The sequence below is a fragment of the Celeribacter marinus genome (genome assembly GCF_965656515.1).
GTDB classification, from domain to species: Bacteria; Pseudomonadota; Alphaproteobacteria; order Rhodobacterales; family Rhodobacteraceae; genus Celeribacter; species Celeribacter marinus_D.
The window spans coordinates 1-12,553 of record NZ_CBFHKW010000025.1 but is presented as its reverse complement, the minus strand read 5'-3'; the positions used below and the strand labels follow the sequence as shown (position 1 = coordinate 12,553).

Annotated in this window: 13 protein-coding genes and 3 tRNA genes; 3 read left to right on the top strand and 13 right to left on the bottom strand. The window is 55.8% G+C overall.

Annotated features, from left to right (window positions below; all coding sequences use genetic code 11):
* Positions 1-12: 12 nt before the first annotated feature.
* Positions 13-1,545, bottom strand: a complete 1,533-nt coding sequence (locus ACTG34_RS07515; RefSeq protein WP_439104339.1) for an acyl-CoA carboxylase subunit beta — start codon at positions 1,543-1,545, stop codon at positions 13-15.
* Between the two features lie 322 nt (positions 1,546-1,867).
* On the opposite strand from ACTG34_RS07515, the gene ACTG34_RS07510 reads away from it, so the two are divergent.
* Together ACTG34_RS07510 and ACTG34_RS07505 are read left to right on the top strand one after the other, a co-directional pair.
* Positions 1,868-2,992 (top strand): multidrug effflux MFS transporter, encoded by a 1,125-nt coding sequence (locus ACTG34_RS07510; protein ID WP_439104338.1) that lies wholly within the window; start codon positions 1,868-1,870, stop codon positions 2,990-2,992.
* 91 nt (positions 2,993-3,083) lie between these two features.
* On the top strand, positions 3,084-4,493 hold the full coding sequence (locus ACTG34_RS07505) for a helix-turn-helix domain-containing protein (RefSeq protein WP_439104337.1): 1,410 nt from the start codon (positions 3,084-3,086) through the stop codon (positions 4,491-4,493).
* Between the two features lie 95 nt (positions 4,494-4,588).
* Here ACTG34_RS07505 and ACTG34_RS07500 read toward each other — a convergent pair.
* From ACTG34_RS07500 to ACTG34_RS07465, 8 genes are all read right to left on the bottom strand, one after another.
* Positions 4,589-4,665 (bottom strand) — tRNA-Asp (locus ACTG34_RS07500).
* 46 nt (positions 4,666-4,711) lie between these two features.
* Positions 4,712-4,788 (bottom strand) — tRNA-Asp (locus tag ACTG34_RS07495).
* Between the two features lie 259 nt (positions 4,789-5,047).
* A complete protein-coding gene (locus ACTG34_RS07490) occupies positions 5,048-6,256 on the bottom strand; it encodes an ABC transporter permease (protein ID WP_342842039.1) in 1,209 nt (402 codons plus the stop codon).
* Complete coding sequence (locus ACTG34_RS07485; protein WP_342842038.1) at positions 6,253-6,981, bottom strand: ABC transporter ATP-binding protein; 729 nt, start codon at positions 6,979-6,981, stop codon at positions 6,253-6,255. Before ACTG34_RS07485 ends, ACTG34_RS07490 begins: the two co-directional genes overlap by 4 nt.
* 1 nt (position 6,982) lies before the next feature.
* Entirely contained in the window at positions 6,983-8,239 is a 1,257-nt protein-coding gene (locus ACTG34_RS07480; protein ID WP_062216175.1) for an efflux RND transporter periplasmic adaptor subunit, read from the bottom strand.
* A gap of 180 nt (positions 8,240-8,419) precedes the next feature.
* Positions 8,420-8,602: a chemotaxis protein CheB gene (locus ACTG34_RS07475; protein ID WP_335337321.1), complete on the bottom strand. Its 183-nt coding sequence runs from the start codon at positions 8,600-8,602 to the stop codon at positions 8,420-8,422.
* Positions 8,603-8,828: 226 nt separating this feature from the next.
* Positions 8,829-9,377 carry a YaeQ family protein gene (locus ACTG34_RS07470; protein ID WP_439104336.1) on the bottom strand — a complete coding sequence of 183 codons (549 nt, stop codon included), beginning with the start codon at positions 9,375-9,377 and terminating at the stop codon, positions 8,829-8,831.
* A 141-nt stretch (positions 9,378-9,518) separates the two neighbouring features.
* Positions 9,519-9,594 (bottom strand) — tRNA-Val (locus tag ACTG34_RS07465).
* A 115-nt stretch (positions 9,595-9,709) separates the two neighbouring features.
* On the opposite strand from ACTG34_RS07465, the gene ACTG34_RS07460 reads away from it, so the two are divergent.
* On the top strand, positions 9,710-10,192 hold the full coding sequence (locus tag ACTG34_RS07460; RefSeq protein ID WP_439104335.1) for an SRPBCC family protein: 483 nt from the start codon (positions 9,710-9,712) through the stop codon (positions 10,190-10,192).
* Positions 10,193-10,251: 59 nt separating this feature from the next.
* On the opposite strand, the gene ACTG34_RS07455 is transcribed toward ACTG34_RS07460, so the two are convergent.
* The 4 genes from ACTG34_RS07455 to ACTG34_RS07440 form a co-directional block, all read right to left on the bottom strand.
* Positions 10,252-10,494 (bottom strand): YdcH family protein, encoded by a 243-nt coding sequence (locus tag ACTG34_RS07455; RefSeq protein WP_439104334.1) that lies wholly within the window; start codon positions 10,492-10,494, stop codon positions 10,252-10,254.
* A gap of 116 nt (positions 10,495-10,610) precedes the next feature.
* Positions 10,611-11,441 (bottom strand): DMT family transporter, encoded by an 831-nt coding sequence (locus ACTG34_RS07450; RefSeq protein WP_439104333.1) that lies wholly within the window; start codon positions 11,439-11,441, stop codon positions 10,611-10,613.
* A gap of 41 nt (positions 11,442-11,482) precedes the next feature.
* Entirely contained in the window at positions 11,483-12,085 is a 603-nt protein-coding gene (locus ACTG34_RS07445) for a LysE/ArgO family amino acid transporter (RefSeq protein WP_439104332.1), read from the bottom strand.
* 67 nt (positions 12,086-12,152) lie between these two features.
* Positions 12,153-12,553 (bottom strand): YebC/PmpR family DNA-binding transcriptional regulator (locus ACTG34_RS07440; RefSeq protein ID WP_439104331.1); only part of this gene is annotated, 401 nt, incomplete at its 5' end.

The window sequence follows — 12,553 nt, the reverse complement described above, 5'->3', positions numbered from 1 at the left end:
CTTTGCTCGTGCTCAGAGCGGAATGTTGTCGTGTTTCTTCCACGGATTTTCGAGCTTTTTATGGCGCAAACTCGCAAAGGCACGCGCCACACGTTTGCGGGTCGAGCGCGGTTGGATCACCTCATCGATGAACCCACGCTCGGCGGCCACAAACGGATTGGCAAAGCGGTCTTCGTAATTCGCGGTGTGCTCTGCAATTTTATCGGCATCGCCAAGGTCGGCACGGTGGATAATCTCGGTCGCGCCTTTTGCCCCCATCACGGCGATTTGCGCCGTGGGCCATGCGTAGTTGAAATCACCGCGCAGGTGTTTCGATGACATTACGTCATACGCGCCACCATAAGCTTTGCGAGTGATTACGGTCACTTTTGGAACCGTTGCCTCGCCATACGCAAAGAGTAGTTTCGCGCCATGTTTAATCACGCCGCCGTATTCTTGCGCCGTGCCGGGCAGGAAGCCGGGCACATCGACAAGCGTGAGCACGGGGATGTTGAAGGCATCCGAAAACCGTACAAACCGCGCCGCCTTTTTGGAGCTGTCGATATCAAGGCAGCCCGCGAGCACCATCGGCTGATTGGCCACAACGGCCACGGTCTGCCCCTCGAGACGGATAAAACCTGTGATGATGTTCTTGGCGTGATCTTCTTGAATTTCGTAGAAATCCCCCTCGTCCGCGATCTTATGAATTACTTCTTTCATGTCGTAAGGCGTATTGGGATTGTCGGGGATGATCGTATCGAGGCTGGCCTCAATGCGTGCAGGATCATCAAAGAACGGACGGGTCGGCACGCCGTTGCGGTTGTTGAGCGGCAAGAAATCGACGAGGCGGCGCACTTCGGCAAGTGCCTCGATATCGTTTTCAAAAGCGCCATCTGCCACAGAGGATTTTTTGGTATGGGTGGAGGCACCGCCCAATTCCTCAGCCGTTACGACTTCGTTGGTCACGGTTTTCACCACATCGGGGCCGGTCACGAACATGTAAGACGTGTCTTTGACCATAAAGATGAAATCGGTCATGGCGGGTGAATACACCGCGCCACCGGCGCACGGCCCCATGATCACAGAAATCTGCGGGACAACGCCCGAGGCCATGATGTTACGCTGAAACACCTCGGCGTACCCCGCGAGACTGTCCACACCCTCTTGGATGCGCGCACCGCCAGAGTCGTTTAGGCCAATCACGGGTGCGCCGTTTTGCATCGCCATGTCCATGATCTTGCAAATCTTTTGAGCGTGGGTTTCCGATAGGGAGCCACCAAACACGGTAAAGTCCTGTGAGAACAGATAGACCATACGGCCATTGATCGTGCCCCACCCCGTAATCACGCCATCGCCTGCGGGTTTAGAGTTTTCCATGCCAAACTCGACGCAGCGGTGCGTCTTGAACATATCAAACTCTTCGAACGAACCCTCATCAAGCAGCAACTCGACACGCTCGCGCGCGGTCAATTTACCTTTGGCGTGCTGGGCGTCGATGCGGCGTTGTCCTCCGCCCAAGCGGGCCTCGTCGCGGCGGTCATGCAGTTCTTTGATAATGTCTTTCACGGGTGGCCTCCTCGTCAATTCACCTGCACCTTAGCTGCGCAATGCGCCGCCTCAAAGAAGAGTCTGGCAGATTTGCAAAGGATGCAAAAAGACCTTAACGCGAAATGCAAAACTGCAAATTGCGTTAGGTCAAAGTTGCCTGTCGTTCTAAACATTTCGCTGCACGCCTACATGTGCGGTTTTGCGCAAGAATTGTCATAGACAGGCCGCGATCCCCCCCTATCCTGCACAGATGACACAAATTAGCGCACGCTTTCTCGACCGCACAACGCCGCCCCACATCATGACCTTAGTGATGATGGCCGGGCTGCAAGCGATGACCATGAACATTTTTCTGCCCGCACTGCCGCGCATGGCGGATCATTTCGACACGACCTATGGCCTTATTCAGTTGTCCGTGGCGGTTTTTATGGCCACCAATGCTGTACTTCAAATCTTTATCGGCCCGCTGTCGGACCGCTACGGACGCCGTCCGGTTATTTTAATTGGTATTGCGCTTTTCTTATTGGCCACTTTGGGCGTTATCTATGCGCCGACACTCGAAGCGTTTTTGATCATGCGCGCGGGTCAGGCCGCGATTGTCACCGCAATGGTGCTATCACGTGCCATTGTCCGTGATATCGCCCCGCCCGAAGAATCTGGCTCGATGCTTGCTTATGTGACCATGGGCATGGCCGTGGTTCCGATGATCGCACCAACGATTGGCGGCCTTTTGACCAATCTCTACGGCTGGGAAGCCTCGTTCTGGGTTCTGTTTGGTGGTGGCGTCTTGCTTTTGCTGGTTGTCTGGCTTGACCTCAAAGAAACCGCACCGAAATCAGACGTGTCGCTACTGGGTCAGATGCACAACTTTCCCGAACTGCTCACATCCAAACGGTTTATTGGTTACACCCTTTCGGTGACCTGCGCCTCTGGAGCGTTTTTCGCCTACATCGGGGGCGCGGCTTATGTGGGTAAAACGCTCTTTGGGCTGAGCGAAGCAAAGCTGGGCCTCTACATGGGCACCCCAGCGCTTGGCTATTTCTTTGGCAACTTCATCGCGGGTCGGTATTCACGCCGCGTGGGGATCAACCGTATGATCCTAGCGGGCGGCATTGTCGCCACTGCAGGCATATTTGGCGCACTTGTATTTTCTGCAGTTGGACACAGCTCCGTCAATATCTTCTTTGGCGCTATGGTGTTTCTCGGCTTAGGCAACGGCATGCAGATCCCAAACGGATTAGCGGGCAGCATGATGGTACGCCCGCAACTGGCGGGCACCGCTGCGGGGCTTGGCGGCTCGATCATGCTTGCGGGCGGCGCGTCGATCTCTGCCTTTGCCGGAACGCTTTTGGGTGGATCATTTGGCGAAATTCCATTGCTGCTTCTGATGACACTCATGTCACTCGCCGCAATTGTCGCAATACTAAGCGTGATAGCGCGCGAACATCGCCTCGGGCTTGCCTGACGATATCCCTATCTGTTATTTGCAAACCAGCGATCGCAACTGAGCAAAACTGCAAAAGATCGCACGTGAGCAGAGATCGGGAGGATAGGACATGGCACAACAAAAACTCTATGCAGGCGCAAAACTGCGTGAGACACGCACGCGGCTCGGCCTGACACAACGGGCCTTCGCTGAAAAACTTGGCGTGTCGCTGCCCTACCTCAACCAGATGGAAAACAACAATCGCCCCGTCTCAACGGGTGTGGTTTTGGCCCTCGCCCAAGAGTTCGGGTTCGATGTTACCGAACTGTCCACAGGCGACGCGGAGCGCCTTGTCACCGACATGCGCGAAGCCCTCGCCGATCCTGTGTTTGCCGATGGCGCACCGCCCTTAGCGGACTTACGATTGGCTGCCTCCAACGCCCCCGCATTGGCCCGATCTTTTTTAGAACTGCACCGCGCGTACCGCCAAACGAATGAACGCCTCGCCTCCATGGACGAGGCCTTTGACCGCGAGGATCGCCCCGCGCGCGCATCGCCATGGGAAGAGGTGCGCGACTTTTTCCACTATTGCGACAACTATATTGACGCCGTCGACCGCGCCGCAGAAAACTTTGCCCGTCCACGAGGTGACCAGCGTGGCAACCTGCGGGATGTGGCAACACTGGCCACTGAAAGCCTCGCCAAACACGCAATCACGGTGCGGTATGCCCCCGAAGGTCTGCGCAAATATGATCCAGACACAGGGCGGTTGACGATTTCATCACGTGCCTCACCAGCCACGCAAACCTTTCAATTACTGCACCAATTGGCCTTGATCACGCAGGCGCAATTGCTTGACGCAACTTTGGATCTCGCACGCTTTCATTCGGATGAGAGCCGCCAGATTGCCCGCATTGGCCTAGCCAACTATTTTGCAGGCGCCGCACTCATGCCCTACACCGAATTTCTCGCCGCAGCGAAAGAGGCGCGGCACGATTTGGAAGTGTTGGGAGAAAAGTTTGGCGCCTCCATCGAACAGGTCGCCCACCGCCTCTCGACCCTGCAACGCCCCGGCGCAAAGGGTATTCCGTTCTTCTTTGTGCGCGTTGATCAGGCGGGAACCATCACTAAACGCCACTCATCCACGCGACTGCAATTTGCCCGTTACGGCGGGGCCTGTCCGCTTTGGAATGTCCATCAGGCATTCGAGCGCCCGGGGCATTTCTTGCGACAATTGGCGGAGACCCCCGACGGGGTGCGCTACCTGTCGATTGCCCGTGATGTGGCCAAATCAGGCGGCAGCTTTCACGCGCCGGTGCGCCGCTATGCCATCGGTTTGGGATGTGAGGTCACGCACGCCTCTGACATGGTTTATGCCGACGATCTGGACGTGACGAAACCCGCCGCGTTTGAACCTATCGGCATTTCGTGTCGCATCTGTGAACGTCGCAACTGTCATCAACGCTCTGTGCCACCTCTAGAGCGCCGCCTGACCATCGACCCCGACAAGCGGGGGACATTGCCCTACCAAATCGAATAAAAAGTACTTAGGTGCACAGCAGCGCATAAACGCGAAAAGCCGCCCCAAAAGGAGCGGCTTTTTCGTCGTGTGTCACATCCCGAAAGGGAGGTAAGTGGCGCGGTTGACGGGACTCGAACCCGCGACCCCCGGCGTGACAGGCCGGTACTCTAACCAACTGAGCTACAACCGCGCATTTTGCCTATATGGCGTGCCTCTTCAGGCGTTTTGGGTAGCGATGGCGCGGTTGACGGGACTCGAACCCGCGACCCCCGGCGTGACAGGCCGGTACTCTAACCAACTGAGCTACAACCGCTCGCTACCCATCCAGAACAGTGTCCTGAACGTGAGGGGCGTTCTATGTCTGGGACGCGGGCGCGTCAAGCGCACAATGGGTGATTGAGAGAAAAAAAACGCCTTCAACGCAAACAGCGAGCGCAGCTTAGCGACAAAGGCCCGATAAAGATCAACAATACAACGGATAAGCACTAAATCAGGCAGGCTTGTTTAAGGGTGGTGGCGCTCTGCGAGGGGGCAAACATGACACACAGACGCCGGGCGCGCATACTGTCCAATCACTGATGGCGCAAGGCCTCAATCGGGTCGAGCCGCGCCGCGCGGCGCGCGGGGAAATATCCAAAAATCACGCCTACAGCGGCCGAAAACAAAAACGCAATGGCCACGATCACGGGATCAGGACTGAACGGAATTGACATAAAATTAGACGCAAGCGCCGCAAGCCCGAGACCAAGCAAGATACCAACCAAACCACCGATCATCGACAACACAATGGCCTCGACCAAGAATTGCAGCAAAACCTGTTGGCCCGTTGCCCCGACCGCAAGGCGTATACCGATTTCGCGGGTTCGTTCCGTAACGGAAACCAGCATGATATTCATGATGCCTATCCCCCCCACCAACAAACTCACCGCCGCCACGGCCGACAGCAGCCCCGTCAGCACATCGGTGATGCCCGTTAGCATTGACGCCAACTGCTTCATATCGCGGACGTTAAAGTCATCTTCTTCGTTATCACCGATACGCCGGCGTTCGCGCATCAAAGCCTCGACCTCGACCACGGCGCGGTCGGTTGAGACGCTATCAGCCACCGTCACATAGATCATGGACACGTCTGAGGATCCCGAGACGCGGCGCTGAAACGCCTTTATCGGCATCAAAACAATATCGTCCTGATCGGTCCCGAAACTGGATGCCCCTTTGGCTTCGAGCAGTCCGATCACTTCACACGACACGGCCTTAAGCCGCACGGTCTCTCCAATCGGATTGGTGTTACCGAACAAGTCCTGACGCACGCTTTCGCCCAAAATGCACACGGCCTTTCCAGAACTTTCTTCGGCGGCGAGGAAGCTACGTCCCAGAACGATTGGCCAATCCACCACGTCGAGATACCGCGCGTCTGTCCCCGCAACGGAGGTGCGCGTATCCTCGGCCCCATACACGGCGTTCAAAGTGGTTTGGTTATAGGGAGCAGCGGTGCGAATGCTTGATATTTGATCGATCAATGCCTCCACATCCGCGAGGGCCAACGCGGCGGACACCGAATTATTACCCGGTCCCATTTGGCCCGCCCCCGGCATCACCATCAACACGTTGGTGCCTAGCTTTTCGACATCTGCGGTGACCTGATCAGAACTCCCCTGCCCAACGGTGACCATCGCAATGACGGCGGCCACGCCAATCACAATGCCCAAAACGGTGAGGATTGAGCGAAGTGTATTGCGAAAAATGGCCTGAATGGCCAAGCGGACAGTTTCCCAGATCATGCGTCTTGCTTTCCATGACTAAACACCTCGTGCGGCGCCCCTGTGCGCTCGACACGCCCGTCGACCATCCAGATCACACGGTGCGCATAGGCCGCCATATCCTCCTCGTGGGTGACCATGACAATCGTAATGTGGTCGCGTTCGTTCAGGGTCTTGAGCAACTCCATGATTTCCACAGACAGCTTGGTGTCGAGATTTCCGGTCGGCTCATCCGCAAGGATCACCTGCGGATTCCCTGCCAAAGCGCGCGCAATCGCAGCGCGTTGCTGTTGCCCGCCCGAAAGCTCGGATGGGTCATGGTGTTCGCGTCCACCAAGCCCCACTTTACCAAGCGCATCGAGTGCCTTTTCGCGCCGCTCGCTCGCAGGCAGCCCTTTGTAAATCATTGGCAACTCGACATTATCGAGCGCAGATGTGCGCGCTAAAAGGTTGAACCCCTGAAACACAAAACCAAGATAGTTGCGGCGCAACATTGCACGCTGGTCTTGGGTAAGAGACGCCACCTGAACACCATTGAACAGGTACTCACCGCTGGTCGGGCTATCGAGACATCCGATCATGTTCATCGTGGTAGATTTGCCCGATCCAGACGGGCCCATAATGGCGACAAATTCACCCGGTGCGATTGTGATGTCGACGCCATTCATCGCGCGCACTTGCGCCTCGCCGTGGCCGTACACCTTTGTAACACCGCGCAGCTCTATGACAGGGGGACGGTCCGTCATTCTATTGTCCCTCGACCATATCAATGACGACCTGATCGCCAACGGCCAATGCGCCGTCTGCAACAATCGTCTCCAACCCGTCCGTGTCCCCGCGCTCCACGTTGATCTCAACGGCCACGCCATCGCGCAAAACCCAAAGTGTGCTATTGGAAACTGCGCGCGTTGCAGTGTCCGTACGAGACGGCATAATCAGCCCCAAAAGCCCACCGCCCCCTTCGTCATCGGACGCCTCGACCTCAATCACCTGCGGCGGCGCAAACCGAAGCGCGGCATTAGGCACCAGCATCACATCACTGTGCTGTGCCACTGTAATATCTGCGGTGGCTGTCATACCGGGGCGTAAGAGAAGCGCATCATTTTCAACCGACAAAATAGCCTTATAGGTTACAAGCCCATCAGTACTATCAGACGCATAGCGCACCATCGAAATTTGCGCGGGAAAGGTCTCGTCATCATACGCATCGACGCTAAAGCGCGCGATATCACCCACGGAGATACGGCCAATATCCGCCTCGGCGACGTCGACCTGTAGTTCCATTTGCGACAAATCTTCGGCAATCGTAAACAACTCGGGGGCCGAAAGACTAGCGGCAACAATTTGGCCTGCATCCACCGCCCGATCAAGCACGATGCCCGTGATCGGAGAGACAATCGTCGCCTTGCTCAAAATGGCCTCTTGTGCCTCCAGCTGCGCCTGAGCGAGATCAAGATTGGCCTGGGCGCTGGCCACATTCGCTTGGGCACGGCTCAACGCGGCCTCGGCTGTCGTCAAATTTGCCTGAGAGGTGACGCCACGCTCATCAAGTCGTTTTACAATGTCAAAATCCGCTTGGGCCTCAAGCAAACTGGCGCGCGCATTTTCCAATTGAGCCGCTGCCGCCGCATGGCTGGCAACCTGAACTGCCATTTGCGCATCCAGTTGCACAGTGTCGAGTTTCGCCAATACCTGACCGGCGCTCACAACATCATTGTAGTCCGCAAAAACATCGACAATCGTTCCCGAAAGCTCGGATGAAATTTCGACCAAATTCGTAGGCTCGATCGTTCCTGTGGCCGTTACGGTCACGATCAACTCTCCGCGCGTGGCCGATTGTGTTATATAGGTGATTTGTGAACGATCCTCGGACCCTTGCATCCACCACAAGGCAAGGGCGGCCACCACACATATCGACGCGATCCACCCTGCCCCTTTGGAAAACCGGCGTTTGGCATGTCCGACCCCAAGGGCCGCCTCAATGTCGCGTTGCGTTTGGCTCATGCCTACGGCTCCTACTGATCGAAGGTATCCCTATGCCTAGCGCGCTCGGCATGTTCGGGTAATGATATAAATCATACTACGTAACAGCCGTGACTTTCCGTCGCGTGGATCAATGTCCGAACGCGGCGAAACAGAGTACTCCTTTGGAAACCGTGCATAGACGGCAGCGTGGAGCAGGCATCACCAACGAGGTCTGACAATCCATCCATATGGAAGGGTATCGGCACCGCCCTGTTTAAGCTCCAACAGTCTTTTGGCCCTGTCATCCCCCATTCCAGCTGGCATAGATCTGATCGCATAATTGCCCGCGCAGATCGCGACTGATCGAAAGAGAACATCCACGAACAGTCTGTAACGCGACACTCGGGGGCCAACGCCTCCGTTCCGCCTGTTAAGGCCCCCAAACGTGGAGGTGGCAAAAAAGCGTCAGCGGTCAGGGTCGGCCCGACCCCGGATGTGGCAGTGGCAGTGGCGCGATATTGTGTGTGTCTTAAATTTCCGACACGGGGGTAACAGGCCGCGATTGACGGCCATGGGCGGCTCTAAATATGAATGATTCTATGAACGAACACTGGCGCGCAATCAACGCTCACTGATCCGTCGTTTTCCATTTGACGGGCGTCACATACACGATGCGATCACCGACACTAACCATGACATCGCCGTCTTGAATATTGACCTGTAAATTCATCGAGCGGCTGGCGAGGTCAGCGAGGGCACGCGTGTCGGTTTCGGACAGATTCAACACCTGAAGATTGTCAAAACGGGTGGTGCCATTTTTGAGTTTATCCCACCAGACATCCGCCGTCTTGCCGCCATAACTATAAACGATCACCGCATTGGATTTACCGCACGACTGGCGTACGATCTTTTCACTCGGTTGGCCCAATGCGATCCACAATTCCAACTCGCCACTGAGGCTTTTTTGCCAAATGTCCGGCTCATCATCGCTCGACAGACCCTTTGTCATTTCGAGCTGCTCATGGGCATTGAGCGCAAACGCGAGAAGACGCACCATCAACCGCTCATCCGTCTCCGAAGGATGTTTGGCAACCGTCAGCTTATGGGTCTCATAGTAGTGACGATCCATATCGGACACGGACAGCTCGACCCGGTATATTGTAGCTTTTTGCGCCATGATCTGTCCTAACATGTCTAAGGTTGCGCCTGACTAAAGCGTCTGATGACGTTGTGACAGCAGATAAAAACCGCCGTAGAGCCACAGCCACGTCCAGACCGCATGTGTCGGATCTGAATAAACGTGGCGATGGACGGTAAATGGTGGGTCGTGAGAGGCTCGAACTCCCGACATCTTCGGTGTAAACGAAGCGCTCTACCAACTGAGCTAACGACCCGGTGAGGCAGCGTTTAGACCAAGCTGAGAGACCTTGCAAGCCTCTCTCGCAGGTTTGTTGCTTGAAACCTCATTTCTTGCACTTCACAGTTGGAAAAAAGCAAAAAGGAACGGCTATGGACCTCTCTGGCACACGACTTTTGAAGGCAAATCGGGCAACAGTATGGGCGCACCTCAATGACGCCGACACTCTGCGTGCCGCGATTCCCGGATGCGAAACTCTGACGGGCTCGCCCGAGGAGGGATTCGAGGCCGTGGTCAAACAAAAGGTTGGCCCGGTAAAGGCGACGTTCAAAGGCAAGGTGACCCTAAGCGACATCACCCCTGCCGAGAGCTATACCATCGCGGGCGAGGGCACGGGGGGCGTAGCGGGCTTTGCCAAAGGCGGTGCCAAAGTCCGGTTATCCGACAACGAGGGCGGTACCGAGTTATCGTATACGGTGGAAGCTAAAGTGGGCGGCAAGCTTGCACAACTGGGCGGGCGGATCATCGACAGTTTCGCCCGCAAAATGGCCGATCAGTTTTTTGACAACTTTCAAGAACAAATTGACGGACCACTGGATCCAGAACCTGACACAGACGCGAGCCCTGCGGCGTAACTGGGCGGGCGCGTCACCTTATGGATAACGCGCCCGAAATACAGATTTCAATTGGGATATCAGGCCGCAGTCGTCAGCAAACCGTAAAGCTCGTCTTTGAGCGCCATACGTTTCTTTCGCAGCTCCGATTGCGCCAGATCATCCATCGGCTCGACGTTGGTTTCCGCCAAATGTATTTTTCCGTTCAATGCGTTATAGTCATCCAACAGCCGCGCGAAATGCGGATCAGACACCTTGCGCTTTGAGATGAGGTCGGCCAGTTCGGGAAAGTCCTGTGCCAATTGATGCGGTGTGTGTGGCATGTGCGTCGCTCCATATTTGCGTGTTCACCCCATGGTGCCAAATTACACGCTTTCCACGCTTTGACGCGGATCAAACACGGACGCATTGCCTCTCTTTTTCGGTAAGGATGCGTAGGCTAGGCGCGGCGTTTGCGCCGTGCTTCGCGCCACGTGATAAACGACACCGCCGCAATGATCATCGCCCCGCCCGCAATGACAAACCCGTCAATTCCTTCGCCAAACAAAACATACCCCACCGAGGTGGCCCAGACGAGTTGCACAAAGGTGACGGGTTGCAAAACAGCTTGTGGCGCGCATGCGAAGGCGCGCGTCATACAATAATGCGCAGCCGTGGCAAAAAACGCTGTGAAAAATAACAACCCGATTTCGCGAATTGATGGCGCAACCCAATCGGCCAATGCAAAAGGCAACAATACAAACGGCACCATCACGGACATCAAAAACACCACAACGGCGGCAGGAAGCTCTTTGGATAGGGCATTGGCGATCAGATAGCTGCCCGCAAAAAACAGCGCCGAGAAAATCATGGCAACATGACCAGGATCGATCTCGCGTAGTCCGGGACGTAGTATCACCAAGCCACCCAGAAAGGCCACGCCAAGCGCCATGATGCGTGGCAGGGCGATTTTCTCACCGAACAAAAGCACCGCGCCAAGCGAGACATAGACGGGGTTCATAAAGTTCATTGCGGTCACTTCGGCCATCGGAATGCGGGTCATAGCGTAGAACCATGCGACCATTGCAAAGGTGTGCAATACCGCACGGCCCACCGACAGCTTGACGATGCGGCGGGTAAAATCGACCTGTCGCACTTGGCCGATAAACGGGATCAAAAACACCAAACCAAGGGCAAATCGCAGAAACGCGGTCTCGAATATGGGCAATCCGTTACCGACATATTTGACCAACACATTGACCATGACGAAATTGAGCGTAGTGGCAGTCATCCACGCGATTCCCGCGACATGACGAGGTGAAGAGGCCACGCCTAGACGCCCGAGGCCAGTTTGAATGCGATGAGCCACATTACCACCGCAATCAATCCGTCCAAAACGCGCCAAGACACTTCACGCGCAAAGACAGGTGCCAAAAGCCGCGCGCCGTAGGCCAGTGCAAAGAAAAAGACGAACGAGGCAGAGATTGCACCAAGAGCAAAGTTGCCGCGCTCAGGCCCAAAATCAGCGGAGATTGCGCCCACCAAAACAACCGTATCAAGATAGACATGCGGGTTGAGCCACGTCAGCGCAAGACAGGTGGCCAATGCGGCACCCAAGGTTTGGACCCTTCCATCGGCGGGATCCAGATGTCCGCCACCACGATAGGCCGCGCGCGCCGCCCGTGCGCCATAAACGACAAGAAACGCCACCCCACCCCACCGCATGACGGGCAAAATCAGCGGAAAAGCCTCCGACACTTTTGCAGAGGCGAAAACGCCCACCGCGATCAAGATTGCATCGGATGCTGCACAGGTCAGCGCCACGGCAAAGACATGCGATTTCTTAAGCCCTTGGCGCAAAACAAACGCATTTTGCGCCCCAATCGCGAGGATCAGCGACAGGCCTGTGATAAACCCCGTAAACGTTGCGTGCATGACTCAATCCCCAAAAACAAAAAGCCCCGCCATTTCAGACGGAGCTTCTAAGATCATGACCCAGTTTTTAAAGCTGGTCCATCACCTCGTCGGAGGCCTCAAAGTTGGCGGTCACGTTTTGCACGTCATCGTCGTCCTCAAGTGCTTCGATCAGGTTCATCAACTTTTGCATACCTTCCAAGTCCAGCTCGGTTGTCGTGGTCGGCTGCCAGATCAGTTTGGTGCTCTCGGATTCGCCAAGTGCGGCTTCGAGGGCGGTGGACACATCGTTAAGATCGGTGTCGGCGCAAATGATCTCGTGACCTTCGTCGGAGGTTTCGCAGTTCTCCGCACCTGCCTCAATCGCGGCCATCATCACGGTGTCTTCGTCGCCTGCGCTCGCCGGATAGATAATCTGCCCTTTGCGTTCGAACATAAAACCAACCGATCCTGTCTCGCCCAGATTTCCGCCATTTTTGGAGAACGTGG